General features: G+C 43.5%; 21 protein-coding genes. 8 read left to right on the plus strand and 13 right to left on the minus strand.

Features of this window, described 5'->3' with window-relative positions; all coding sequences use genetic code 11:
- Nucleotides 1-85: 85 nt before the first annotated feature.
- The 3 genes from AAGR14_RS19130 to AAGR14_RS19140 form a co-directional block, all read right to left on the minus strand.
- The gene (locus tag AAGR14_RS19130) at nucleotides 86-1,249 is read right to left on the minus strand and encodes an efflux RND transporter periplasmic adaptor subunit (protein WP_342645845.1); all 1,164 of its coding nucleotides are present in this window, start codon (nucleotides 1,247-1,249) and stop codon (nucleotides 86-88) included.
- The gene (locus tag AAGR14_RS19135) at nucleotides 1,246-5,637 is read right to left on the minus strand and encodes a CusA/CzcA family heavy metal efflux RND transporter (protein WP_342645846.1); all 4,392 of its coding nucleotides are present in this window, start codon (nucleotides 5,635-5,637) and stop codon (nucleotides 1,246-1,248) included. Before AAGR14_RS19135 ends, AAGR14_RS19130 begins: the two co-directional genes overlap by 4 nt.
- Nucleotides 5,638-5,703: 66 nt before the next feature.
- The gene (locus AAGR14_RS19140; protein ID WP_342645847.1) at nucleotides 5,704-6,375 is read right to left on the minus strand and encodes a cytochrome b/b6 domain-containing protein; all 672 of its coding nucleotides are present in this window, start codon (nucleotides 6,373-6,375) and stop codon (nucleotides 5,704-5,706) included.
- Nucleotides 6,376-6,498: 123 nt separating this feature from the next.
- On the opposite strand from AAGR14_RS19140, the gene AAGR14_RS19145 reads away from it, so the two are divergent.
- Both AAGR14_RS19145 and AAGR14_RS19150 read left to right on the plus strand, forming a co-directional pair.
- Nucleotides 6,499-7,176, plus strand: a complete 678-nt coding sequence (locus AAGR14_RS19145; RefSeq protein ID WP_342645848.1) for a response regulator transcription factor — start codon at nucleotides 6,499-6,501, stop codon at nucleotides 7,174-7,176.
- Entirely contained in the window at nucleotides 7,173-8,426 is a 1,254-nt protein-coding gene (locus AAGR14_RS19150) for a HAMP domain-containing sensor histidine kinase (protein WP_342645849.1), read from the plus strand. Before AAGR14_RS19145 ends, AAGR14_RS19150 begins: the two co-directional genes overlap by 4 nt.
- A 15-nt stretch (nucleotides 8,427-8,441) precedes the next feature.
- On the opposite strand, the gene AAGR14_RS19155 is transcribed toward AAGR14_RS19150, so the two are convergent.
- Entirely contained in the window at nucleotides 8,442-9,161 is a 720-nt protein-coding gene (locus tag AAGR14_RS19155; protein WP_342645850.1) for a VIT family protein, read from the minus strand.
- Nucleotides 9,162-9,326: 165 nt separating this feature from the next.
- Between AAGR14_RS19155 and AAGR14_RS19160 the strand changes: the two genes are divergently transcribed.
- From AAGR14_RS19160 to AAGR14_RS19185, 6 genes are all read left to right on the plus strand, one after another.
- Nucleotides 9,327-10,601 (plus strand): transglutaminase domain-containing protein, encoded by a 1,275-nt coding sequence (locus AAGR14_RS19160; RefSeq protein WP_342645851.1) that lies wholly within the window; start codon nucleotides 9,327-9,329, stop codon nucleotides 10,599-10,601.
- 395 nt (nucleotides 10,602-10,996) lie between these two features.
- Complete coding sequence (locus tag AAGR14_RS19165; RefSeq protein ID WP_342645852.1) at nucleotides 10,997-11,878, plus strand: AraC family transcriptional regulator; 882 nt, start codon at nucleotides 10,997-10,999, stop codon at nucleotides 11,876-11,878.
- 300 nt (nucleotides 11,879-12,178) lie between these two features.
- Nucleotides 12,179-13,447, plus strand: coding sequence for an L-fucose:H+ symporter permease (gene fucP, locus AAGR14_RS19170; RefSeq protein WP_342645853.1), 1,269 nt, complete (start codon nucleotides 12,179-12,181; stop codon nucleotides 13,445-13,447).
- A gap of 86 nt (nucleotides 13,448-13,533) precedes the next feature.
- Nucleotides 13,534-13,899: an L-rhamnose mutarotase gene (locus tag AAGR14_RS19175; protein WP_342645854.1), complete on the plus strand. Its 366-nt coding sequence runs from the start codon at nucleotides 13,534-13,536 to the stop codon at nucleotides 13,897-13,899.
- Between the two features lie 107 nt (nucleotides 13,900-14,006).
- Nucleotides 14,007-14,885, plus strand: coding sequence for a succinate--CoA ligase subunit alpha (gene sucD / locus AAGR14_RS19180; protein ID WP_342645855.1), 879 nt, complete (start codon nucleotides 14,007-14,009; stop codon nucleotides 14,883-14,885).
- A 266-nt stretch (nucleotides 14,886-15,151) separates the two neighbouring features.
- Nucleotides 15,152-16,027, plus strand: a complete 876-nt coding sequence (locus AAGR14_RS19185; protein ID WP_342645856.1) for a TPM domain-containing protein — start codon at nucleotides 15,152-15,154, stop codon at nucleotides 16,025-16,027.
- A gap of 52 nt (nucleotides 16,028-16,079) precedes the next feature.
- Here the strand turns inward: AAGR14_RS19185 and AAGR14_RS19190 are convergent, their stop codons facing one another.
- The 9 genes from AAGR14_RS19190 to AAGR14_RS19230 all read right to left on the minus strand — a co-directional run bounded on the left by AAGR14_RS19190 (nucleotide 16,080) and on the right by AAGR14_RS19230 (nucleotide 25,469).
- Nucleotides 16,080-16,622, minus strand: a complete 543-nt coding sequence (locus tag AAGR14_RS19190) for a CopD family protein (RefSeq protein ID WP_342645857.1) — start codon at nucleotides 16,620-16,622, stop codon at nucleotides 16,080-16,082.
- Between the two features lie 104 nt (nucleotides 16,623-16,726).
- Nucleotides 16,727-17,749 (minus strand): uroporphyrinogen decarboxylase, encoded by a 1,023-nt coding sequence (gene hemE, locus AAGR14_RS19195; RefSeq protein ID WP_342645858.1) that lies wholly within the window; start codon nucleotides 17,747-17,749, stop codon nucleotides 16,727-16,729.
- Nucleotides 17,750-17,783: 34 nt separating this feature from the next.
- A complete protein-coding gene (locus tag AAGR14_RS19200; RefSeq protein WP_342645859.1) occupies nucleotides 17,784-18,311 on the minus strand; it encodes a hypothetical protein in 528 nt (175 codons plus the stop codon).
- A gap of 5 nt (nucleotides 18,312-18,316) precedes the next feature.
- A complete protein-coding gene (locus tag AAGR14_RS19205; protein WP_342645860.1) occupies nucleotides 18,317-19,021 on the minus strand; it encodes a response regulator transcription factor in 705 nt (234 codons plus the stop codon).
- A 27-nt stretch (nucleotides 19,022-19,048) separates the two neighbouring features.
- On the minus strand, nucleotides 19,049-19,915 hold the full coding sequence (locus AAGR14_RS19210) for an ATP-binding protein (RefSeq protein ID WP_342645861.1): 867 nt from the start codon (nucleotides 19,913-19,915) through the stop codon (nucleotides 19,049-19,051).
- Between the two features lie 39 nt (nucleotides 19,916-19,954).
- Nucleotides 19,955-21,337, minus strand: coding sequence for a glutamate-1-semialdehyde 2,1-aminomutase (gene hemL / locus AAGR14_RS19215; RefSeq protein WP_342645862.1), 1,383 nt, complete (start codon nucleotides 21,335-21,337; stop codon nucleotides 19,955-19,957).
- An 81-nt stretch (nucleotides 21,338-21,418) separates the two neighbouring features.
- Nucleotides 21,419-22,390, minus strand: coding sequence for a porphobilinogen synthase (gene hemB, locus AAGR14_RS19220; protein ID WP_342645863.1), 972 nt, complete (start codon nucleotides 22,388-22,390; stop codon nucleotides 21,419-21,421).
- A 121-nt stretch (nucleotides 22,391-22,511) separates the two neighbouring features.
- Complete coding sequence (gene hemC / locus AAGR14_RS19225; protein WP_342645864.1) at nucleotides 22,512-24,086, minus strand: hydroxymethylbilane synthase; 1,575 nt, start codon at nucleotides 24,084-24,086, stop codon at nucleotides 22,512-22,514.
- A gap of 159 nt (nucleotides 24,087-24,245) precedes the next feature.
- Nucleotides 24,246-25,469 carry an MFS transporter gene (locus AAGR14_RS19230; protein ID WP_342645865.1) on the minus strand — a complete coding sequence of 408 codons (1,224 nt, stop codon included), beginning with the start codon at nucleotides 25,467-25,469 and terminating at the stop codon, nucleotides 24,246-24,248.
- Nucleotides 25,470-25,701: the final 232 nt, after the last annotated feature.

The raw sequence follows: 25,701 nt of genomic DNA on the forward strand, positions 1-25,701 counted from the left end.
CTTATCGCCTTAATCTCTGTCACTTTGCCGGCATCTGAAAGTAATTATCGAAGCCAATGTTGAAGAAAATCTGAAGTTTTTATGATTAATCTCCCTCTCCCGAATTTTTCATGGAGGAAAGGATAGCAAATGCCCCTTTGGTGACAAAAGTTTTGCTTTTGTATGACGGATCGGCGAACTTTACTTCGTTCCATCCATCCTGTTTTGTACCAATGGTTACCGGCACCATGCTAAACTTAATTTGCTTTTTTTGCGGCTCAGCAATAAAGGCATAATCTTTACCCTCATAATTTACAACAGCCTCATCGCTTAATGCTACGGTGGTGTGAGGTTTGGTACGGATAGCAGCTTGCAAAAACATATTAGGCAGCAAATTGCGGTCGGCCCGTAAAAAGTGGCAATGTACCATTACGCTGTGGCTTGTATCGAGCATGCGGCCAATCAGTATCACTTTGCCGGGATAAACCTTATCAGCTAGGCTTGGCAGGGATATAGACACACTGCTGCCAATTTTTATCTTGGGAATGTCCTGCTCAAAAACTGTCAACGCAGCATGGATATCATCCGTGCTCACCAGTTCCATTAAAATATCGGATGGGTTAACATACTTACCCACATTAACAAACACCTGCGACACGAAGCCCGAAATAGGCGCCGTAATAGTAATAACCGAGCGGATGTTACCGGCATTAAGCATAGCGGGGTTAATACCCAGCAACCTTAGCTTTTGGGCCAGGCCCGCAGCCTGTGCCTGTTCGCCGCTGTAATCGGCTTGTGTTTGCTGGTATAATTTGAGCGGACTGGCCTGTTGCCGGCTCAGCTCGCGCTGCCGGTCGAGTTCCTGCCTCAAAAAAACCATACGGCTTACCGCGGTAAGGTAATCCTGTTGAATGGTTACATAATCCTGGTTTTGGATTTGGGCAATAACCTGCCCCCGGCTCACCGGCTGGCCGGGCAGCATGGTGGTACGTTTCAAAAAACCGCCCATAGGTACGTTAACCGAAATTATATTTTGGGGTGGCACGTCTACCTTGCCGTTTACATGTATTTCTGTTACCAGTTCGTGCTCGGGCAATTTACCGGTATCTATACCGCCATTTTTATATTGTTGAGGTGTAAAAGCAATACTGTTACCGGAAGCTTTAGGCTGACCGAGCTGTTCAGCTTCCTTCTTTTCCTCTTTTTTACTGCCGCAACCGGCCAAAACCGCTAACAATAATATATAAGTGCAGATATGCGTAATTTTCATGGCTTTCCTAATTCGTTTTGATAGTACCATAGTGTGTTCACACTTTGATTTAATTGCAGCAGTGCATCCAGCCGCTCATTGCGTAACTGCACTGCCTGCGCGTGAAAGTTAGCCCACTCCAGGTAACTGATGCCTCCGTTTTTAAATGATAATGTTGCCGTGCGCAATAACTCATTGGCTTGCTGTGCAGCCGTAATTTCATAATAGCTTAACGCCTGCTGCTGCTGTGCATAGCGCTCGTAAGCCTGTTTCCATTGCCCCAACCACTCTACCTGCTTGCCCGAGTAATTATAAGCGGCTGCTTTTTGCTGAAAAGACGCCGCCCGTATAGCCGCCCGGTAAGGCTTAAAAAACAACGGAACATTTACTCCAACCAAGTACGATGAAAACCTGTCTGTACGGGTTAACATTTTACTATTGTTGGCAGGGTCAATTCCTACAAAGGTTTGATTATTATACCCCAGAGTTACCTCGGGCAGGGCACGGCTCCGAGCTGTGCGTATGCGTAAATCATTTACCACCACCTGTTGTTTGGCCTGCCTTACCTCGGGGTGCTGTAAAGCTGCTGTCGAGTCTGGCAATAAGGCAGTGTACCATTTTGGCGGACCAACATCCTGCGAGAGGTATAAGTCGGCCGTATTAAGCAATACCTGCCAGCGGTTTTGCAGCACCCTGATTTCGGTTTCGGTTTGGCGGCGCTGGTTTTTCAGCATCCCTGCCTTAGCCTCGGCACTGGTTAAATTTATCTTGGATGATTCGCCCAGCTTGAACCTTAGCTGCTCCAGCCTGATGACCTCGTGGTAAACCGAATCCTCGCTGTCGAGCAGTTTAAGCTTGGCCAGGTTGGTAGCAATTTGTAAGTAAATGTCCCTTACCTGGAAAGCTACCTGATTTTTAATAATTTCTTCCTGCACGGCCGTCAGATTACTTTCTGCTTTTAAAAGGTTATGCATGGAGGTATAATAAAATGGCAGATTGATAGTTTGCATAGCGCCTATCCTGTCGTCGGTATACGGGCTGTTTAACCGGCCAATGTCGTAATTTACCTGTGTTTTGGGTAGATCAAAAGCGGTACCGATGTTGGCCCGCGAGGCCTGTGTTTGATTTTGCGCTGCCCTTAAATAATTATTACCTGCAATGGCCTGGTTAACCACAGTTACAGCGCTTACCGGCTTACCGGCAGGAGCCTGTGCAATGGCCAGTTGGAACGAAAACAACAATAAGATAACAGTTGCTGCTTGCTTCAAACCATCACCACCAGAAGATTCCGGTTTTTCAGATTTTTCGGCCGCAAACTGGCGATACAGTGCGGGTAATACCACTAAGGTTAACAGCGTTGCCGTAATTAAACCACCTATTACCACGGTAGCCAACGGCCGCTGCACCTCGGCACCAGCGTGGGATGACACCGCCATAGGCAAAAAGCCCAGCGAAGCAACGGTGGCGGTCATCAGTACCGGACGTAAGCGGTTATCAGTGCCTTTACGGATGCGTTCTTCCACATCATCTTCACCTTCTTTTTTCAGGCGGTTAAACTCGCTGATAAGCACAATGCCATTAAGCACCGCTACCCCAAACAGGGCTATAAAACCAACACCGGCCGAGATACTAAAATCCATCCCCCGTAACCATAATGCAAACACGCCACCGGTGGCTGATAATGGTATGGCCGAAAACACAATCAGTGCTTCGCGCAATTGCCCAAAGGCAAAAAATAACAGGATAAATATGATAAACAGCGCCGCCGGAACCGCAATAGCCAGCCTGCTTTTAGCCGAGTTAAGATTTTCAAATTGCCCGCCGTAATCAAAGTGGTAAGCTGCCGGTAACTTCATTTTTTGCTGTACCTGTTGCTGCAAGTCTTTTACTACGCTTTGCACGTCGCGGCCGCGCACGTTAAACGATACAGAAATCCGACGTTGCCCGTCATCGCGCTGTATCTGGTTGGGGCCGTCTTTAATACCGATGGTTGCCAATTGCTGCAAGGGCACTTGCATACCACTTGGTGTATTTACCTGTAACTGGCCGATGTTATTGAGGTTGGAACGGGCCGAGTCGGCCAGGCGCACTACTACATCAAACTGCCTCTCGCCTTCGTAAACATTGCCGGCCTTTTGCCCGGCAAACACAGCATTAATAATATGATTAACCTGGCTGATATTAACGTTGTACTGCGCCATTTTTGAACGGTTGTAGTGGATAACCATTTGCGGCAAACCAACCACTTTTTCGGGAGTTACGTCGACCGCGCCTTTGATATGGCTGATGATGCCAGTCAGCTTGCCCGATAAATTAGACAGTTGCTGCAAGTCATCCCCAAATATCTTTACCACCACATCCTGCTTCGATCCCGAAATCAGCTCGTTAAAGCGCATTTGTACCGGGTATTCTACACCGACGTTCAGGCCCGGAATCTGCGATAGCCGCTTACTCATCGTATCCTGCAAGGTTGGGTAATCGTGCGCGGTTTTCCAGTCTGATTTATCGTTAAGGGTAACAAAAATATCGCACTGCTCCAACGACATCGGGTCGGTCGGTATTTCGGCTGAGCCTACGCGGCAAGTAACCTGCTGCACCTCCGGAAACTTTTTAAGTTCGGCACAGGCCAGCTTCATTCCATTAATCGTTTGAGTTAAAGAGGTGCCGGGTAAAAAGCGAGCATCCAGCGCTAAATCACCTTCTTCCAGCTGCGGTATAAACTCGCCGCCCAAACCGTTAAATACCATATAGGCTAAACCGCAAAGCACCAAACCTATAGCCATGACGGTTTTTGGATAGTGGATAGCTTTTAGCAAAACAGGCTCATAGCGTTTGTGGATGCCCGCCATCAATTTATCGGCAAAGCTCTTTTTATCTGATGGTTTACGGTTAATGGTTAGCGCCGTCATCATAGGTACATAAGTGAGCGACAGGATGAAAGCACCCACTAATGCAAAAGCAACCGTTTCGGCCATAGGCCTGAACATTTTACCCTCAATGCCCTGCAAGCTCAGGATAGGCATGTACACAATCAAAATAATAACCTGCCCGAAAATGGCAGCATTCATCAGCCTTGAGGTTGATTGCTTCACTTCATCATCTACCTCGTCTTTAGAAAATTCTTTGCCGCCGTTAGTTCCAATTTTATCTTTAAAGCGGTGCATCACCCCCTCTACTATAATTACGGCACCATCCACAATCAAACCAAAATCAAGCGCACCCAAGCTCATGAGGTTGGCCGAAACGTGGAAGGCATTCATCATGATTAAGGCAAACAGCATAGCCAGCGGTATAACCGATGCCACCACCAGGCCCGACCGCAGGTTGCCTAAAAAAACCACCAGTACAAAAACCACAATCAGTGCGCCTTCTATCAGGTTATGCTCTACGGTAGAGATGGCATTGCCCACCATTTTGCTGCGCTGGTAGTAGGGCATAATGGTGACCCCCTCAGGCAGGCGGGTTTTAATTTCTTCAACGCGCTCCTTTACTTTTTTAACTACGTCCATGGCATTGGCACCTTTCAGCATCAGTACCACGGCACCGGCTACCTCGCCGTATTTACTATTTACCATAGCACCAAAACGCAGTGCATCCCCTTCATTTACATCGGCTACATCTGATACCCGCAACGGTATACCACTTACATTTTTCACCGGGATATTGCGTAGGTCGTCGGCAGTTTGGGCTAAGCCTTCGGTACGTATATAGTAAGCATTGGGGCCCTTTTCTATGTAAGCACCGCCTGTGTTCTCGTTATTTTGCTGTACGGCGTTAAAAAGTTCATCCAGCGTAACATTCATGGCTTTTAACCGCAAGGGGTTAACTACTACCTGATACTGTTTAAGCTTGCCGCCCAAGCTGCTTACATCGGCCACACCAGGCACTCCTAATAATTGCCGGCGCACAATCCACTCCTGCATGGTGCGCAGTTCGGTAAGGGTATAACGGGTTTCATAACCGGGCTTGGGTACTACGTAATACTGGTACACCTCGCCCAAACCGGTACTCACCGGCCCCATCTCCGGTTCGCCTATGGATGGCGGTATCATTCCTTTTAGCTGGCTTAAACGCTCGCTTACTTGCTGCCGGGCCAGGTAAATATCTACATCATCATCAAAAACAACCGTTACGTTTGATAAACCGAAACGCGATATAGAACGCATCTCTTTTAACTTAGGCAACGAAGCCATTACCCGTTCGGCAGGTGCTGTAATCAACCTTTCAACTTCGGGTGCGGCAAGTGATGGCGACACGGTGATCACCAATACCTGATTACTGGTAATATCGGGCACGGCATCAACCGGTAAACGGGATGCCGAAAAGATGCCTGCAGCAATAAGCAGCAGCACCATTAAACCAATAATAAGTTTGTTTTTTACAGAGAACGCTATTATGCTGTCAATCATAGCAGTGGCCGGTCGGAAAAATTTTTGCTGGATATATTAGTCTGAGATTACAATTAAGCCGACTGCTTATTTACCACCCCCATTAATCATATCTGACACGATGCCGGGGCTTTGTTTACGCTCGGCCAATAAAACACCAGCCACGTGGACTACAATAAATGCGATAACCAGGTACATACAAAACCCATGAACCTCCTGTATACTGTGAGATAATGCTCTATCTAAACCCAAATTATGTTTGAAATAAAGCATGAGACCGGTAGTACCCATTAAAATAAGCACCAGATATAAGGCGAAATATAACAACTTAACCACCAGTTCGTGGCGCGCCAGCCGGGCTTCTTCGCCCCCGTTTTTCAACGCTAAACGGGCTACATTTACTTTGCGGAACAAAGACTGCGAAGTTGGGCTTACTATTTCGTAAATAATTCTCCAAAGCAGCAGCGCCACCAACACAAAGCCAATGTAGGCGTGCACATCCCAAACCTTGTCTTCCAACTCGTGGCCAATTTGATTGGCTACATCGGCAGATATATTTAAACCACTCTTAACTGCCTGTTCGGCAATAACAGCACCGGTTACTCTTTTATCGGTGAGGGTGCTATTGAGCAATACCGTAAGCAACGAGCCCGTAATAACCAGCGCATTGAGCCAATGCCATAGCCTGATAGAAAGTGAATATTTCCGGGTTTCGGATGGGTGTAGCGGATTTTGTTTTACAGGTTCAATGATGGCCATAATTATTCAGTAGGTAGAAATTACGAAATAAATGTACGCAGTGAGTTTGAAGAAAGTTTGAAGAACCGGGCTTCACTAACAAATCAACAGATTATCTTCAACATTTCTTTATAATTTTCGGAAATGAAAATCCTGATTGTAGAAGATGAGCCCGATTTATCCTCGGCGATAAAGGAATACCTGACCTCCGAAGGTAATTTATGCGAAACGGCGGTGACGTATGAAACGGCTTACCAAAAAATTTCACTGTATAGTTACGACTGTATTTTGCTGGATTTAATGCTGCCCGACGGCGACGGTTTAAAGTTGCTGAAATACTTGAAATCGTTACAGAAAACCGAAGGCGTGGTGATTATATCGGCCCGCAACGCGCTCGACGACCGCATTACCGGCCTGAACCTTGGTGCCGATGATTACCTGATTAAACCCTTTCACCTGTCGGAGTTAAACGCGCGCATTGCGGCCATCATCAGGCGTAAAAATAACCAGCTTTCCAACGAACTTACTTTTAATGAAATTGGGGTTGATTTAAATGCCAAAACTGTATCGGTAAACGGGCACGAACTGCATTTTACGCGCAAGGAGTATGACCTGCTGCTTTACTTTATTTACAACAAAGGCAAAGCAATATCCAAAAGTGCCGCGGCCGAACATCTGTGGGGCGATGATGCCGACATGGCCGATAGCTTTGATTTTATTTATACGCACATAAAAAATATCCGTAAAAAATTGTCGGATGCCGGCGCTAAAGATTATTTTCATTCAGTTTATGGAGTAGGATACCGATTTTCTGACGTATGAACTTATTTGCAAAATACAACCGCATACTTTTAATGGTGCTGCTTACCGGGCTGGTAGCTGTAGGCATTCTTTTTTACCAAGCGCTCACTTATACGCTAAACAGTAAAATTGACGAAAACCTGGGCGAAGAATTGATGGAGGTGAACGACTATGCGCATGTTAAAAACATTGCCCCTGCCCCGCCCGAAGAACCGAACCTGGTAATTGAATATAAAAAAGCGAATAAAGCTTTAAAACAAAAATTATCGGGCGATACTACTTTTTACAACCCTAAAAAGAAGGTAAATGAATATGCCCGCTACCTGAAAGCTGATGTGGTTATACAGGGCCAGCCTTTGCATGTGCTGATAATTAATTCTAAAGCCGAGCAAGTACGCCAGGTTCAGCTTATTTTTTGGGCCATTATTATACCAGTTATTGTTTTATGCGGACTACTGGCCCTCCTTAACCGGTACTTGCTGTTAAAACTCTGGTCACCGTTTTACGAGGTATTGGACCAAATAAAAGGCTTTAATGTAAAGCATGGTAACTATACGGCTATTGATACCGACATTAATGAATTTAAACAACTAAATGAGGCCGTTAAACAGATGACGGTACAGATAGAGGATGATTTTAAGGAAATTAAACTGTTTACCGAAAATGCCTCGCACGAGATGATGACCCCTATTGCCATCATCAACTCCAAACTGGATACCCTACTGCAATCCAGAACCCTTGCCGAAAACGACAGCCAAGCCCTGTTAGATTTGTATAAAGCCACTACCCGGCTCAATAAAATCAATCAATCTTTGTTGCTGCTGGTAAAAATTGACCATAACCTTTTAGGCGAAAAAGAGCAATTGAACCCGGCCGAATTGATTAAACAAAAGATAGATAATTTCCAGGAGTTAATTTCGCAGCGCAACATTAAGGTGTACTGTAGTTTTGACGGCACCACTATTTCGGGCAATAAATACCAGTTTGATATTTTGCTCAACAACCTGTTTAGTAATGCCATACGCCACAATAAGCCCGGCGGCGAAATACACATCAACGTTAAAAACGGATTGTTAAATTTCGAAAACACAGGCAATACCAGTGCCTTGTCAGAAAACCAGATTTTCGAACGGTTTTATAAAGACCCGCAATCAGACGGTGTGGGTTTGGGGCTGGCCATTTTAAAGCAAATTTGCATTAAACAGGGCTACTCACTGCGCTATTATTTTAACCTGCCAATGCACGGGTTTGAGTTGCAGCTGGGCCATTAGTTATCGGTAACCGGCTTAACTAACATGGGTACCAAACAGGTGGCCAATTAAAGCAGTAGTAGCCATAGCAATGGTACCCCAAAAACAAATTTTGCCCATGCTTTTTAAAAGTGGAGCTCCTCCTGTTTTGGCAGCCAATGCGCCTAAAAACATCAAAAAGATAATGGAGCAACCGTATTGCCAAAATATCATGGCTTTTAACGGTGCAAATATTGATACGGCTAAGGGTAACAGTGCCCCAAACAAAAACGCAGCAAATGATGACAATGCTGCCTGCAGTGGTTTAGCTGCCGATATTTCGGTCATGCCTAACTCGTCGCGCAAGTGAGTTTCGAGCGCGTTATGCTTGGTTAAGGCAACGGCTACTTCATGGGCCAAGTCATCATTGAGGCCGCGGTTTTTATAAATAGCGATAATCTCTTGCAACTCCTGCTCGGGCATTTCCTGCAATTCAGCTTTTTCGCGGGCAATATCAGCCTTTTCTGTATCTTCCTGCGAGCTTACCGAAACGTACTCGCCTGCTGCCATCGACATAGCACCGGCTATTAGTCCCGATAGTGCCGTTAAAATAATAGTATCCCGTACCGCCGTTGCTGCCGCTACACCAATTACTAAACTGGTAGTTGATAAGATGCCATCATTAGCGCCTAACACGCCGGCCCTGAGCCAGCCTACTCGGTTGATGTAATGCTTTTCATTATTCATCTGCTTGGTGGCAGCATCAGTATTTGTCATGGCATTTACTGGTAAAGAGTAACATAATACACAGTGAGTTAACTGTATAACCGTACCAGTTGTTCTTTCGGATATTTATTTAGAAAAGTTAAAAATATTTAACTTTTAGTGCAACATTTCGGCAATGTGTTGCATCTTGTATAGAAATTAACTGAACCTCGCATCATGAAAAAACTACTCGCCTCCGCATTATTGAGTTTGAGCTTTTTTGCAGCATCGGCACAACAAAAACCCTTATCGGCACCTATCCAGATATTTAAAGGCTACACGGCTCAACTGGAAAAAGACCGGCAGGAAGCCTCAACTAACAAAAAGTATTTGCGGGCCGATACTTTACTCAAACAGTGGGTACGCAATTACAGCATATTGCCCGACAGCGTTAAAACTTATTTTAAGGGTTGGGAACCGGGCATGTACTATAACATTGCCTGTTACGAAGCTTTGCAGGGTAAGAAAGAAGCTGCTTTAGGCTCGTTTGAAAAATGCGTGGCATTAGGTTACAGTAACTATACCAATACCATTGCCGATAGTGATTTAGAAAGCTTGCACAAAGAAAAACGGTACTTAACCGCCCTGCAAACTTTACGCGAACGCGGCGACAAGGGTTACATTCTGCGCCAGTCGGGAACTTATGACCGTAAAGTAAATAAAGAAATACCTGCATTTACCTACCAGGAGGCCAGCTCGCCCGAACTGATGGCCTTTAAAACCAAATATAACTTGGACTCTGTTGCAGGTAAGGGCGACGAGATAAGCCGGATGAAAAACCTGTTGTTTTGGGTGCATAACGCCGTGAGACACGATGGCAGCTCGAACAATCCGCCATTAAAAAACGGTACAGATTTGATAGAGGTTTGCCAGAAAGAAAACCGTGGCATAAACTGCCGCATGATGGCAACGATTTTAAAAGATGCCTATCAGGCCGAGGGCTTTAAGGCACGTATGGTAACCTGCTTGCCTAAAGACACCTTGGATAATGATTGCCATGTGATTAACGTAGTATGGTCTGATAACCTGAACAAATGGGTATGGATGGACCCTACCTTTAATGCTTACGTTGCCGACAAAAACGGCAATCTGTTAAGCATTGAAGAAGTGAGGGCAAAACTACATGCCGACAAGCTGAATGATTTGGTGCTGAATAACGATGCCAACTGGAACAATAAGAACAAGCAAACTAAAGAGTATTACTTAGGCTATTACATGTCTAAAAACTTATACTGGCTGCAATGCAGTACTAAAAGCGAGTGGAACATTGAAACCAGAACGCCTGATAAAGGAATTGTTGATTACGTGAACCTTTACCCAAGTGGTTATAACACCATTAAAGCACCTAAAGTAAGCAACCGCTATATGACCTCTTTTGCGACTAATAATCCACAGTTATTTTGGCAGAAGCCGGTGGTAGTTAAGGATAACAAACTGGCTGTAGTTCAATAATCAGTTAGAAAACCGTTTTAAATAAGTTAAAAATTAAAATAGTCCTAATAACTTTAGAGTTATTAGGACTATTTATAAATGCACAGGCCTACAGTTCTATATTTAATAACTATTGTGATTTATCTTATTATAAGCCCGCAATGCCTTATATCAACATGCTATCCTAAGCATGAAGTAAGTTCCTTTTTAAAGCCATATCACCGTTAACTTTTGGTTTATTTACTTGGCCAACGCTTAACGGATTGATGGTATGCGTGTTTTCCAGTTCTCTGTTAACACACCGAAATGTGATGAATTAAAAAGACTTTTATTTGTAATAATCCGACCTTTAAGTGATTAACGCATCTTACTTGTGATCTTTTTTACATCTTAGACTACCAATTATTATCAAACCGATGATTAGGCGAGCGCTAAGGCATACATTCTCCTTACTAAATATTGATTATGTGCAGTTAGGCACCAAATGGAATTATAAAGGCATTATGAGCCCATATTACCGACTCTATTATATAGACGACGGCCATGGCGAAATTTCGAGCGCAGGTACTACCTTAAGCCTGGAGCCAGGCTTCTTATACCTTATTCCGAGTTTTACTTTATGCGATCTAAAATGCGACAACTACTTAAGCCAGTATTTTATTCAAATTTTTGAGGAATCGACCGACGGCGTATCGTTGTTTGCCAATAATCGCACCATATATAAAATCAAGGCTCAAGAGCTGGATATCTTTAACTTTAAACAGCTTTTATTGATTAACCCTGGCAGGGGCATTAACCGCTCTGATAATCCTAAAATATATGAAAAGAAGGCTTTTTATGAAGAATATCAGGAACTGAATAACCAGCAGAGTTTGTCTGTTTACATAGAAACGCACGGTTTACTGCTCTATTTAATATCACGCTTTTTAACGCCCGAGCTTTTTAAACAAAAAAAATTCAGGCATATGCCTGTTAAAATCCATGATGCCATCAGCTACATTATGCTTAACCTGGAAAAAAAGATAACCGTAAGCTCGTTGGCCGAGCGTGCCAATCAAAATACAGATTATTTTTCCAGAAACTTTCAGCACATTGTTGGCGACAGGCCTTTAGATTATATACAATCAAAACGTATTGAGAAAGCCCAATACCTGATTGTAACCACCCAGCTTACTTACTCTGAAATTGCACAGGAAACAGGTTTCGAAAACGTATCCTATTTTTCTAAAACCTTTAAAAGGCTCACGGGCATGTCGCCGCGTAAGTACAGAAACCAAAGCGACTCCATGAACTTTTGATTCCTCTATTTTTTGTAGAGGATTAAGATATGCAAGGAGATACACTAACTTAAAAAGTCGGAATTTTACAAATCAAAGTCAGATTTATAGTAAACGTCTTGCTGCCGCAAAACTACATTTGCTTTGCACTTACACCAATTATAGCAACTACTTATTGTATACCAAATGGGGTTGCCGCAGCTGTAAAAATGGCTTCAATTTATTTTAAGCATTTTAAACCGAAAAGTCCCTTTTAAATAGCATATCGCCCTGTAATATTGACTTCACACCGCATTAAATTATTATACTGCAAACCTTGTAATGACCAAATCCAATAATACGTTCGCCATCATACTGCTCACCAGCCTCTTCTTTCTATGGGGTTTTGCACATAATCTTGATCCTATACTTATCCCTCATCTAAAGCGCTCGTTCACTTTATCAAACGTACAGGCCACTTTGGTTGATACTGCGGTATATGCTGCTTACTTTTTGATGGCCGTTCCGGCTGGTATGATTATGAAACGGTTTGGCTATAAAACCGGCATAATTACCGGACTTCTATTATTCTCTGCAGGCAGTTTCCTGTTTATTCCGGCTGCTAATACACAATTATATTCTTTCTTTTTAGTAGCCTTATTTATTATTGCCTGTGGCCTGGCCATACTCGAAACAGTAGCTAACCCTTATATGACCGTTTTGGGCGACAGTGCCCATGCCGAGCAACGACTCAATTTTGCCCAGTCTTTTAATGGATTTGCCACCATGATAGCGCCGTTTGTAGGCACCGAATTAATTTTGATCCAATCACATAGTGATAACCAGTTGGCCACCATGACCGAAGCTGCCCGGAAAGCGGCGTTAGCCGCTGAAGCTTCCTCGGTTAAAATACCCTACCTGGTTTTAGGCACGGTATTACTACTTATTGCCATCGCCTTTTCGTTTACCAAATTACCGGATGCACAAAGCAATGAAACCGAAGCTAATAACGGCAGCATCTTTAAGACGCTGCGTCATCCGCAGCTGGCTTGGGGCGCAGTGGCTCAATTCTTTTATGTAGGAGCTCAAACCTGTGTTTTAAGTTTATTTGTTTTGTATGCCCCACACGCCGCAGGTATCACCGAAAAATCGGCCGGTCACTTTGCCAGTCTCTGTGGTTTGGCATTTTTGATTGGAAGGTTTGTGGGCACATTTTTAATGAAATATTTTAAATCTAACAGCTTGCTGGCGGTATATGCGGTAATCAATGTTTTCTTATCTGTAGTGGCGGTATATGCTCATGGGTACATCGCTATTTACACTGTCATTGCCATTGCATTCTTCATGTCAATCATGTTTCCAACCATATTTGCTTTGGGCATTAAAGGTTTAGGACCCGACCGCGAATTTGGAAGCAGCCTTATCATAATGTCTATTGTGGGTGGCGCCATTATCCCAAGGTTTTACGGGTATATCAGCGATGTATACAACAACATTCAGATGGGCTATTACGTTCCGGCCGTTTGCTTTGCAGTAATTGCCTTTTTTGGTTGGCGAGGCCATCGTGTAAATGTAAGTAAGACTGACCTGTTAACACATGTAGAATACTAAACAATCACATTTCTGTATAAAGCAAAGTCCGCTATGCTCACCAATCATTTAATATACCTGAAACACCTTTTAGCTGTCAATAATTAATGAAAAGAATATGCATGGCATTAGACCTGGTAGACGACGCCGATTTGATTGCTGAATACGAAACTTATCATCAGCCGCAGCATAGCTGGCCCGAAATAACTCATAGTATAAGGCAGGCTGGCATCAGAGATATGAACATTTATCGCACGGGAAATCGCTTGTTCATGATTATTGAGGCCGATGACCACTTTTCGCTGGATGAGAAAGGCAAACTTGATTTAGCTAATCCCAAAGTGCAGGAATGGGAAAAACTGATGTGGAAATTTCAGCAACCTTTGCCTTGGGCAAAAAACGGCGAGAAATGGGTAGAGATGAAAAATATTTACCGACTTGACAAATCTCCGGTTACCGATCAAGCCATCTAAGTGCTTTTTGATTGGATCAAGCAAAAATTGCGGTTATTAGTACATTAAACTAATTTATTTGACAATACCCGTAATAGTTATAGCTTTGCCATACTAAAACTAAAACCATGAGTGTTCTCGTAAATAAAGATTCTAAAGTAATTGTTCAGGGTTTTACCGGTAACGAAGGTACTTATCATGCTTCACAAATGATTGAGTACGGTACCCAGGTGGTAGGTGGTGTTACGCCAGGTAAAGGCGGCCAACAGCACTTAGAGCGCCCGGTGTTCAATACCGTAAAAGACGCGGTTGACCAAACCGGTGCCGACGTATCTATAATTTTTGTACCTCCTGCGTTTGCTGCCGATGCTATAATGGAAGCTGCAGAAGCCGGCATTAAAGTAATTGTTTGTATTACCGAAGGTATTCCAACCAAGGATATGATCCAGGTGAAAGAATACTTAGTAGGTAAAGACTCACGCTTGATTGGCCCTAACTGCCCGGGTGTAATTACTGCCGACGAGGCTAAAATTGGTATTATGCCAGGCTTTATCTTTAAAAAAGGTAATGTAGGCATCGTATCAAAATCAGGAACTTTAACTTACGAAGCAGTTGACCAGGTAGTTAAAGCCGGCTTAGGCGTTACTACTGCTATTGGTATTGGCGGCGACCCTATCATTGGAACACCTACTAAAGAAGCGGTTGAACTGTTAATGAACGACCCCGAAACTCATGGCATTATCATGATTGGTGAAATTGGCGGTGGTATGGAAGCTGAAGCCGCCCACTGGATTAAAGAACATGGTACTAAACCGGTAGTAGGCTTTATTGCCGGCCAAACAGCGCCTCCAGGCCGTCGTATGGGTCACGCTGGTGCTATTGTTGGCGGGGCTGATGATACTGCTGCTGCAAAAATGAAAATTATGACTGAGTGCGGTATCCGCGTAGTAGAATCACCAGCCGAAATTGGTGCTGCTATGGCCGAAGAGCTGGCTAAATTAGCATAAGCTACAAAGAGACAAGAATCAAGAGCCAAGAACTGATATTTTGCAGGCTCAACATATAACATTACAAAAAATCCCGGTCAGGTTTGGCCGGGATTTTTTGTTTAGGTATGTGTGTATGCAAATAAAATTATTGGGTTTAGGGCAGGCTATTTTTCGTTTGTGATAGCTAAATGCTTTCTGCATGCAAGCATAATCGACCTATAGCGCCATGCTTAGAATGTCAAAGTTTGTTATTACCTTTCAACTGTAATTCAACCTATTACTTTATGAAATCATTGCTCTTATTGTTGAGCCTGCTTACAGCCACTTTGGGGTTTGCCAAAATACCTGAACCGCAAAAAAACACCTATGTAAATGATTATGCTCATGTGCTTTCGAAAAAGCAGATTGAGGTGCTTAATGAACGTATCAGGAAGTTTGAAAATAAAACTACCGTACAGTTAGCCGTTGTATTAGTAAATTACGTACCATCTGATTATACTATTGATGAATTTGCAACAGTGATCGGCCGGAGGTGGCATGTAGGCACTAATGATAACGGCTTAGTTTATGTTTTGGCCATTAAACAACGTTTGCAGCGTTTAGAAGTAGCCCGAAATTTACAGGCGACTATTACTGATGCGGATGCAGAACAAATATTAGATACCGTCAAAGCCAATTTAAGAAGCAAACATTATGGGAGCGCTATCTACAATATTGTAGAGGCATCAGACCGCACAATTGCTAATGCACATCCTTATGAGTCGGTAAAAACTGACGACAGCGCAACCACTGAAAATGTCGCAACCTCGCATTCTACAGCCCGAGACAATACCGGCGGAATAGTTCTGGGATGTTTTTTAGTGTATTTAATTATCGTTTACTTTTATAACAAGGGTAAACCAAGTCAAGGGTATTTTGGTAGCTCTAACTCTTACAATAGCTCAAATTATAACAGTCATATTATCATTCAGTCAAATAATCGAAGCAGTGGTTGGGGCAGTTCCAGATTAAGCTCCGGTTCTTCAAACGACAACGGTAGCTCAAGCTCTGATAGCAATTCAGGAAGCAGTTACGGCAATTGGGGTAGTACCAGTAGTGGCAGCAGCAGTTCTTCGTCGTCTAGCGGGTTTAATGGCGGTGGCGCTACATCAAGCTGGTAAGGTTAAATAAAATATCGTGTTCGTTTGCAGCGGCATGCAGAAACAAAGTCCCTTACTTAATGCCCTTTTTAACCCGGTAGTTCTTATAAATCTTTACAGCCGACATGATAATCATCGCAAAGGCAATAAGCCCTAACATGCCGTAAATCCAATCTACAGCACTTTTGAGCACTGCCAGAAATACGATAGCAAATAAAAAGATGGTGGCTACCTCGTTCCACAAACGGAGTTGAAAAGAAGTCCACTTAAAAATACCTTTACGCATTTGCTCTATCATGTTAGTGCAAATTAAGTGGTACCCTACCAGCCCAACCACAAAACAAAGCTTCACCATCAGCCAATTTTGCTGTAGCAGGGAGTTGTCAATAAACACCATCGCTATACCGGCCAGCAGCGTCAGTATCATGGCAGGGGTAGCAATAATATTCCACAAGCGACGCTCTATGCGTTCATACTCGGCCGTTAAGATGTTGCGCTCTACCTCAGGTTTATCCTGTGCCTCGGTATGGTAAATAAATAACCGCACGCCATAAAACAGCCCCGCCATCCAGCTAACTACAAAAATAATATGTATGGCTTTAATGTAGATATACATTACCACGCCCCCCAGCCCCCTAAAGGGGGAGTATAATTTTTAAAGTTGAAAATTCTTGTTTCATAGTCTTTTACTCCCCCTTTAGGGGGCCGGGGGGCTGGGCTTTACCTATACTCCTTAATTACCTCAACGGCATATTTCACATTGTCGAAAGGGATATCAGGCATAATACCATGACCTAAATTGAAGATGTAGCCATCCTCGTCTTTCATCCGGTCAAATAAGCGGTGGATCCGTTCTTTGATAACCGGTTTGTCTGCATATAAAATATGCGGGTCCAGGTTACCCTGTACGGCTATATCTTGCGGTAAGCGGCGCTTCATATCCAGCAAGTCAACATTCCAGTCAATAGAAACAACGTCGGGTTTAGCTTCCGCCATTAATGGCGCAAAAACCGAACTCCCTTTACAAAAAGAGATTACAGGAATGTCTTTACGGTTAAGCTTACTGATGATTTGCTGAATGTAGTAATGCGAAAATTCTTTATAATCGTCCCAAGCCAGTGCCTGAGCCCAGCTATCAAAAATCTGCACGGCGTTTACGCCTGCTTCAATCTGCAGGTTTAAATAATCAGCCGTTACCTGGGCAATTTTGTTCAGTAACTGATGAGCTAAGGCTGGCTGATTATGCAGCATCAGCTTAGTCAGTTTAAAGTCGCGCGATGAGCCGCCCTCGACCAGATAACTCATTACGGTAAACGGTGCGCCCGCAAAACCGATAAGCGGTATACGGCCGTTTAAACGCTGCTGTATTACTTTAATGGCATCAGCCACATATTGTAAACGATCGAGCACGTTAACACTTAAATTATCTACATCAGCCTGAGTGCGTACCGGGTTGGCAAACTTAGGCCCTACGCCTTGCGTAAAGCTTAAATCGCCGCCCATGGCTTCGCCGGTAACCAAAATGTCCGAGAATAGGATAGCCGCATCAATATCCAGCAAATCAACCGGCAGCATGGTTACATCAGCTGCAATTTCGGGCGTTTTGCACATCTCCAGAAAAGAGTATTTGTTTTTAATCTCCCAATACTGCGGCATAAACCTGCCTGCCTGGCGCATCATCCAAACGGGTGGACGTTCGGTTTTCTGAGAAAATGCGGCTTTAATAAATAACGAATCTTTCATATATCAAAAGCAGGCTTGTGCAGCCTGCTATTATTTACTTGGTATGTAGTTGTAATTCCTGTTCCAGTTTAGCTATTACGGCTTTCATCTTGGCGTTTACCTGCTCGCCTTTACCTTCGGCCAGTTGCAGGTACGCCCTGGCTTTTTCATAATTGCCCTGCCTGATGTTGATATTTACAATGTGCACCAAAGCAGCCACATGGTCGTTTACCGAGCGTAAGGGGTATTGTGCTGCAACCTCATAGTGCTGCTCTGCCGCCTGGTACTCTTGTTTATATAAACTAACGCCGCCCATCATAAATTCGTAAAAGCCGCGTCGTTTACGGCTTAACCATTCGGGCCGGTTAATTTGCAGCAGCAAAGCCTCCGCCTTGTTGTAATCTTTAACATGAAACTGCTTAGCCGCTAAAACAATAGTGCCCTCTTTAAAATATCCCCAAACTAAAAAGCCGGCTAATAATAGTGCAACAGCTGCCAGTTCGTAGGTTTGCCGATAGATAAAAAATGCCATCAGCAAAACAAAAGCAGCAGCGGTAAGTATGCGGGCTTTATTGGTAAACATTAATATTAATGGTGGCTATCCGTAAATTTATAACCTACACCACGAATGGAATGAAAATAAACCGGGTTTTTAGGATCGGGTTCAAAGTATTTACGGAAGGTTAGAATAAAATTATCAATAGTACGGGTAGATGGGTAAACATCGTAATTCCATACTGTTTCTAAAATTTGCTCACGCGATACAGCTTCATTACGACGCTCAATCAGCAGCTTTAGCAGCATCGTTTCTTTTTTGGTTAAAGGTGTGATTGAGCCGTCTTCGTTAATTAACTCAAACGAGTTAAAATGAATTGTTTTATCACCAATTTTATAGCTGTTAAACTCTTTAAGATCATCACCTTTAAGGCCGCGTTTTACCAGGTTATTTACCCGTAAAATAAGTTCTTCGAGGTTGAAAGGCTTGGTTAAATAATCATCTGCCCCTTTTTTAAGCCCTTGGATTTTATCCTCGTTGGTATTTTTAGCCGTCAGGAACATGATCGGCACTTCCGAGTTTTCTAAACGGATAGTTTCGGCTACTACAAAACCATCTACTTCGGGCATCATTACGTCCAATATCACCAGGTTAAAGCGTTCTTCTTTAAACTTTTGAAGTGCTTTTTTGCCGTTGTTGGCGGTAGTTACTTTATAGCCTTCCAGTTCGAGGTTTAATTTGATGGCCTCAAGCAAATGCTCTTCATCTTCGGCCAATAAAATTCTTTTCTTATTCATGTAGGTTGTGTTGAAACAAAGGTTTAACTAAAATATTACTTCAAAAACACTGCCTGCAGGCCGGTTATCACGTACCTGTATAACGGCCTGGTGTTTATCAAGAACCTGTTTTACAATGTATAAACCTAAACCCGTGCCTTTTGTGTTACGTGTTTCTTCGCTTCCTACACGGTAAAACCTTTCAAAAATACGGCTTTTTTCTTCATCTGCTATACCGATGCCATGGTCGGCTACCTGCAGGTGTACTTTGCCGCCCTTAGAAAACAGCTTTACTTCTACTGTTTCGCAAGGCTGAGAGTACTTAATGGCATTTTCAATCAGGTTGGTTACAACCGATGTTAGCGCAAACTTATCGCCGGTTACTTCAATTTTAGGCTCAATTTCGGCATTGATTAGCTGCTGATTTAAATCGCATTTGTTAATCTGCAAACGGTTAACAATACCATCAACTAATACCGACAGGTTGAACTCCTGCTTAGGGAAAGTATACGACTGATTTTCGATTTTGGCAGCTAACAGCATATTTTCTACCATATCGTTCAGCCGGTCAATATCCAGCAAGCATTTGCCTACAAAATCATCTACCTGCTGTTTGCTTAAACTACGCTTTTGTATCGTTTCGAGATAAAGTTTAATAGCTGCCAGCGGCGATTTTAGCTCGTGGGTTACAGACAGCAAAAAGTTCTTTTTTTGATGCTGTAACCTACGCTCTTTGTTTAACGATTGATGGAACAAAAAGGCACCGCCCAGTACAATGATGATAAACATCGAGCCTTCGCCCAAAATCATGCCGGTGCGGGCCGGTTGCAAACTAATCAGCATATACCCCCACCACACCAGTTCCATCAGGGTATAAATAATCAGCGCGTAAAATATGATAAAAGGCCTTTTCATTGTCTTAAACTAAGCAGTTAACAACGCTCCAAATTTTGATTACTCTCTAAAATCGGCTTTAGCCAATGCCGCAGCATCTTCTGTTGCCGGCCGGGCTGCGCCAAATACTACATCTAAACTTTCAAAAATGACTTGTTTAGCTTTATCTAATATAGCCGTGGTATGTGCTCCCGAAACAAAGCCAACCTCATAACCCGACGGGCCAAAATACACACCCCGGTTTATTAATTCCAAGTGCATGGTTTTAAATTTCTCCATGCTATGCGGGTCAATCTCATCAGCTTTACGAATGATTTTGCCGGCATCAAAAGCAAACCAAAAGATTGAATCTACGTGCGAGATATGTAACGGATAATTACGCTGACTAACAAACTCTACAATATCGTTTATAAATACCTTGGTTTTATTATGAAGGTCGGTATAAAAATCGGGTTTTAATAATTCGGTAAGCTGCGCTATACCAGCGGCCATGGCTACCGGGTTGCCCGATAAGGTACCAGCCTGGTAAACAGGACCTTCTGGCGATACATTACTCATAATATGAGCAGATGCGCCGTAAGCACCTACCGGCAAGCCGCCACCAATAATTTTACCATAAGTGATAATATCAGGCTGTATCTGGTATAAACCGGCAGCGCCATTAAAGCCCACCCGGAAACCTGAAATCACCTCATCAAAAATCAGTAAGGTGCCGTTTGCGGTACATGCTTCGCGCAGGTATTGTAAAAATTCCTGGTGTTGTAATAACAATCCGTTGTTAGCCGGGATAGGCTCAATAATTACGGCAGCTATCTGGTCTTTAAAATCTTCGAAAGCTTTGGCCAACGCTTCTTTATCGTTTAAAGCGATAACAATAGTTTCGTCGGCAAATGATTTGGGTACACCGGCGGATGATGTTTCGCCGAAAGTAACCAAGCCCGAACCTGCCTTTACCAACAAGGCATCTACGTGGCCGTGGTAACAGCCTTCAAACTTTAAGATTTTATCGCGCTTGGTATAACCGCGGGCCAGCCTGATGGCCGACATTACGGCCTCGGTACCCGAGCTTACAAAACGTATTTTTTCGATGAACTTGTTATGGGTCAAAATCAATTCGGCCAGTTCGTTTTCCAATGCCGTTGGTGCACCGAACGACATGCCGTTTTGCATCACCTCGGTTACTTTATTGCGAACAGCCGGATGGTTATGGCCTAAAATTAATGGCCCCCATGATCCGCAAAAATCAATGAACTGATTATCGTCGGCATCCCATATGTAAGCGCCGTCGCCTTTTTTAATAAATAAGGGCGTACCGTAAACAGATTTAAACGCACGCACCGGCGAGTTTACACCGCCCGGAAAATAAGTTTTTGCCTTGGCATATAATTCGGCTGATTTTGCACGACTAATTTCGGGTACGTTATTAATTTTTGATTCAGACATGGTATGTTTGATTGTGCTTACTTGCAGAATAATCTAACACGCAAGCCATCTATATTCTTTATCTTATGCTATCAACTTTATCTATAACCACTTATTTTGCAACACTTCTTTTGCATGATAAGTAAGTATAGCTGTAGCGCCAGCACGACGTATACTGGTTAATACTTCGGTAATGACGCGCTGCTCATTCAGCCAGCCCTTTTGTATAGCCGCTTTAATCATGGCGTATTCGCCGCTTACGTTGTAGGCTGCAATGGGCAATTCGGTGTTATCTTTTAAGAGCTTGATAACATCCAGGTAAGGCAAGGCAGGTTTTACCATTAAAAAGTCAGCTCCCTCCTGCTCGTCCAAGTCTGCTTCTATCAAAGCTTCGCGCTGGTTGGCAGGGTTCATCTGGTATGTTTTTTTATCACCAAATTTCGGTGCCGAGTTTAGCGCATCACGGAACGGGCCGTAAAATGCGCTGGCATATTTGGCCGAATACGACATGATAGACACGCCGCTGTAACCATGCTGATCCAGCACCTGGCGTATGTAACCTACGCGGCCATCCATCATATCCGATGGGGCTATAATGTCGGCACCGGCACGGGCATGGGCCAAGGCCATTTGGCCTAAAACTTCGAGTGTAGCATCATTCAAAATTTCGCCGTTTTCAACAATACCATCGTGGCCGTCGCTGCTGTAGGGGTCCATAGCTACGTCGGTAATTACACATGCTTCCGGAAACTCCTTTTTCACCTCGCGGATGGCACGCAGGTAAAGGCTTTCTTCGCGGTAGCTTTCGGTAGCCATTTTATCTTTAAGAGACTCATCAATATTCGGAAATAAGTCGAACGACTTCAACCCTAAATTCATGCAGCTTTCTACTTCGCGTAGTAAATGATCTACCGAGTACCTGAAAATGCCAGGCATTGAAGAAACCTCACTTTTTTGATTTTCGCCATCAACAATGAACAATGGGAATATCAAATTTGCCGCGCTCACATAAGTCTCCTGCACCATCTGCCGGATCACTTCACTTTTTCTGTTTCTTCTGGGTCTTTGTAACATAAGTCTTTGTGTTCATGGCCAATAGTTCATGGTTCATATTTGATGCGACCCATAAACTATCAACCTTTATTTGATTCTACGATGAACTATCATCAATGAACTATTATCCCATTTTGGGCTTCTATAATCCAAATACAGCCTCAGCTAATCCAACCTCATCCGGCGAGAATGGTAGGGTGTAATTAATATTAAGTTCTTCAAGTTTTTTGCCGGTTGATTTGCCAATGGCAATCACCCGCTGGTGGTTCTCCAGTAAATTATCAGCAAAATAAGCTTCGGCATTTGATGGACTGGTGAACACCAGTACATCAGCCGATGTACCATTTACCTGCTCCTCAATCATGGTTTCGTAAACTGGAAGATCGATAATTTTTGTTTCGGCAGACAGCGCCTTATGAATACTGCGCATTGGGTTTTCGGCACCAGGGAATAGCACGGTAGTACCGTTAGCTATTTGGGCAAAATCCTGAGCTACTTCCTGCGTATCCACACTATCGCCCACATAATCGGCAAAGTGCCCGTTACGGCGCAGCATATCTTCAGACCCGCTACCCATAACCCCGAATTTTACCGGGCGAGGAAAATGCGGCTTAAGCTGAAAAAAGTATTCAACCGCATTTTTGCTGGTGAAAAATACCCAATCAATATTTTGCAGAATGTAAGGGTTAAGTATCGTCATCACCGGTACTGTGCGTATCAGTGAACGGTCTTCTACCTTGCTGCCATGTTTTTCCACCACACGCCTGAAATAGCTTGACGCCGGTAGCTCGCGCGAAATGAAAACCTTGCCGGCCAGCTTACGGCTTTTATCAAACTTGGCAATAATTTTATCAACCAGCCCCTCAGTGGTGGGCGAAGTAATAAACATGCGGTCGGGTAAATCAGTTTCGGTATCAGCCTTAGAAGTGAACACCTGGTAAACGCCCTCATGCTTACGGCAGTAACATCCTAATGGCATATGGCAGCCGCCACCAAACTGCTTTAACACCGTACGCTCAACCGCCAATGCCTCGGCAACCTCGGGATGATGTAATTGCTGCAGAATGTGGTACAACTCCGTATCTTTTTCGCGAATTTGTATAGCCAGCGCACCTTGAGCAGGTGCCGGTATAAACTCGGTAGGTGTTAATTCCTCTACATGAAACTCGCTTAAATCAATACCCAGGCGCTTTACACCGGCTTTAGCCAGCATAATAGCATGGTAGTTTTCGCTGCGGAGTTTGCCGATGCGGGTAGGCACATTGCCCCGCAAATCATCCATCTCCAGGTCGGGGCGTAAAGCGCGCAACTGCGCCTTACGACGATTAGAGGATGTACCTACCAATCCGCCAAACTTGACTGACAATTTTTGATGAACATCCACACAATCCTTCAAAATCAGCAACAGTTCAGCCGGGTCTTCCCGTTCTGAAACTGCTGCGATGATGAGTCCCGGCGGATGCTCTGTAGGCAGGTCTTTATGCGAATGTACCGCAATATCTATAGTGCCTGCCATTAATTCTTCTTCCAGCTCTTTAGTAAAAAAGCCTTTACCTTCCAGCTTATCCAGGCTGAGGTTGAGAATACGGTCGCCCTGTGTTTTTATAATTTTTAGTTGCGCAATTACGCCAACAGCAGCTAAGCTATCTTTTACAAAGTTGGCTTGCCATAGTGCCAGCTCACTGCCACGGGTTCCAATAGTAACTATCCTGTTCAAAGAGTTAATTTTGATTTACAGGCAAATTTAACTTTTACAGGGCTTTAAGAACAATTTTTATAACAATGTGAGGATAGATTGACGAACAAGCTATGACTTGCGCGATAAGATGTATAAAACACGGCGTGGCTAAACGTTGGTGTTCTACCCAAATGAAAATTATCCGATGGCATTACTTAAAGCATTCTTAATTTTCAGAAAAACCATAATACCTACCGACAACAGAATTAGAATAAGATAGCTGCTGCCCAAGTTAACTTCATCTTTAGCCGGAAAAACGCTCACAATTACATAGCTTAAAACGGATACAATAACGTAATTGATACCGCCGGTTAAGCCGCTGGCAATACCTGCATTTTTAGGAAACTTGCTTAAACAGTAAGTAAAGAAATTATTGAATGTGAAACCTGCCGCCACATGAATTAAAAATGCAAACAGAGTAAGCGTATACAAATTGGTTACATATTTTGTACTCAACAGCATTAGTAAAGCGAATGCCACCTGCAAAGCAATGTTAACGGCAATACGATTAAAAAACGGATGGTTAATAGTGGCCTTGCCCACAAAGCCGCCCACCATCCAGGCAAAACCTAACACCAGAGAGCTATAACCGGCCACCACAGGTGATAAATGTAAATTATGCTCAATAATGAAAGGCCCGGTCATGTTGTAAATCATCACCATGCTGTAGGCCAAACCTAACATTACTATACCCAGGGTAAAGCTGGTGGTTTTGAGCATTGTAGTATACACATCGGTGACCTTTTTGATAGTGAACTCAGCAAAGTGTTGTAATGACTCGCCGCTATAAATAACCTCGAGCACGGCCAGCACCAAAGCAAATATGCCTAAGAAGTAAAAATTAGATTTCCAGCCAAAAGCCACCTGAAAATAACCACCTACAAACGGCGCGATGATAGGCCCGGTTGACCAGATAATAGAAAATAAGCTCAAATAATTTTTAAGCTTATCGCCGCTAAACATATCCACAAAAAAGGCACGCTTGGCTACTACAATACCACCAACGGTAATGCCATGCACAATCCTCATCAGGTAGATCAAATACAGACTGGAAGTATTGGCAATAACTATACTGGCCAGCGCAAACAACAGCAAAGAAAACAAACCGATTTTATACCGGCCGAAACTATCTAATATACTGCCAATAAAAAGCTGAGTTACACCATAGCTAATCAGAAACAAGGTAAGGGTAAATTGAACCTGATTATTACTGGCACCTAATGAGGCCGCCATAGCCGGAAGCGATGGAATGTAAATATCGGTAGCAAAACCCGAAAGAGGCAACAAAGCGAAAGCCAGAATAGTGGCTACGCCTTTATGCTGATCGCGTATAGGTTTGGGAGTGAGCAAGGCTGATACCATAGTTGAAATGATTTGACACTAAAAACAGTGCCATATTTATTAAGTCCTCTTAGCTTGGATGTAAAAGGTTGGCAAAGCTATATCATTAATTAAACCCGACAGCCATGCAGAATATACATTGCCATTAATGTTACATTGAATTGATTTAAGATACCTGCCATGACTTTGACCTGAGCGTTATTCAATAGATACGCGTATGACCCATAAAATAAACCGCCAGCCTGACAGATAC

It is taken from the genome of Mucilaginibacter sp. CSA2-8R, assembly GCF_038806765.1.
Lineage (GTDB): Bacteria > Bacteroidota > Bacteroidia > Sphingobacteriales > Sphingobacteriaceae > Mucilaginibacter.

Coding starts and splice junctions, on each gene's coding strand:
- AAGR14_RS19130 (WP_342645845.1), bottom strand. CDS start 1,249: ATGAAAATTACGCATATCTGCACTTATATATTATTGTTAGCGGTTTTG.
- AAGR14_RS19135 (WP_342645846.1), bottom strand. CDS start 5,637: ATGATTGACAGCATAATAGCGTTCTCTGTAAAAAACAAACTTATTATT.
- AAGR14_RS19140 (WP_342645847.1), bottom strand. CDS start 6,375: ATGGCCATCATTGAACCTGTAAAACAAAATCCGCTACACCCATCCGAA.
- AAGR14_RS19145 (WP_342645848.1), top strand. CDS start 6,499: ATGAAAATCCTGATTGTAGAAGATGAGCCCGATTTATCCTCGGCGATA.
- AAGR14_RS19150 (WP_342645849.1), top strand. CDS start 7,173: ATGAACTTATTTGCAAAATACAACCGCATACTTTTAATGGTGCTGCTT.
- AAGR14_RS19155 (WP_342645850.1), bottom strand. CDS start 9,161: ATGACAAATACTGATGCTGCCACCAAGCAGATGAATAATGAAAAGCAT.
- AAGR14_RS19160 (WP_342645851.1), top strand. CDS start 9,327: ATGAAAAAACTACTCGCCTCCGCATTATTGAGTTTGAGCTTTTTTGCA.
- AAGR14_RS19165 (WP_342645852.1), top strand. CDS start 10,997: ATGATTAGGCGAGCGCTAAGGCATACATTCTCCTTACTAAATATTGAT.
- fucP (WP_342645853.1), top strand. CDS start 12,179: ATGACCAAATCCAATAATACGTTCGCCATCATACTGCTCACCAGCCTC.
- AAGR14_RS19175 (WP_342645854.1), top strand. CDS start 13,534: ATGAAAAGAATATGCATGGCATTAGACCTGGTAGACGACGCCGATTTG.
- sucD (WP_342645855.1), top strand. CDS start 14,007: ATGAGTGTTCTCGTAAATAAAGATTCTAAAGTAATTGTTCAGGGTTTT.
- AAGR14_RS19185 (WP_342645856.1), top strand. CDS start 15,152: ATGAAATCATTGCTCTTATTGTTGAGCCTGCTTACAGCCACTTTGGGG.
- AAGR14_RS19190 (WP_342645857.1), bottom strand. CDS start 16,622: ATGTATATCTACATTAAAGCCATACATATTATTTTTGTAGTTAGCTGG.
- hemE (WP_342645858.1), bottom strand. CDS start 17,749: ATGAAAGATTCGTTATTTATTAAAGCCGCATTTTCTCAGAAAACCGAA.
- AAGR14_RS19200 (WP_342645859.1), bottom strand. CDS start 18,311: ATGTTTACCAATAAAGCCCGCATACTTACCGCTGCTGCTTTTGTTTTG.
- AAGR14_RS19205 (WP_342645860.1), bottom strand. CDS start 19,021: ATGAATAAGAAAAGAATTTTATTGGCCGAAGATGAAGAGCATTTGCTT.
- AAGR14_RS19210 (WP_342645861.1), bottom strand. CDS start 19,915: ATGAAAAGGCCTTTTATCATATTTTACGCGCTGATTATTTATACCCTG.
- hemL (WP_342645862.1), bottom strand. CDS start 21,337: ATGTCTGAATCAAAAATTAATAACGTACCCGAAATTAGTCGTGCAAAA.
- hemB (WP_342645863.1), bottom strand. CDS start 22,390: ATGTTACAAAGACCCAGAAGAAACAGAAAAAGTGAAGTGATCCGGCAG.
- AAGR14_RS19230 (WP_342645865.1), bottom strand. CDS start 25,469: ATGGTATCAGCCTTGCTCACTCCCAAACCTATACGCGATCAGCATAAA.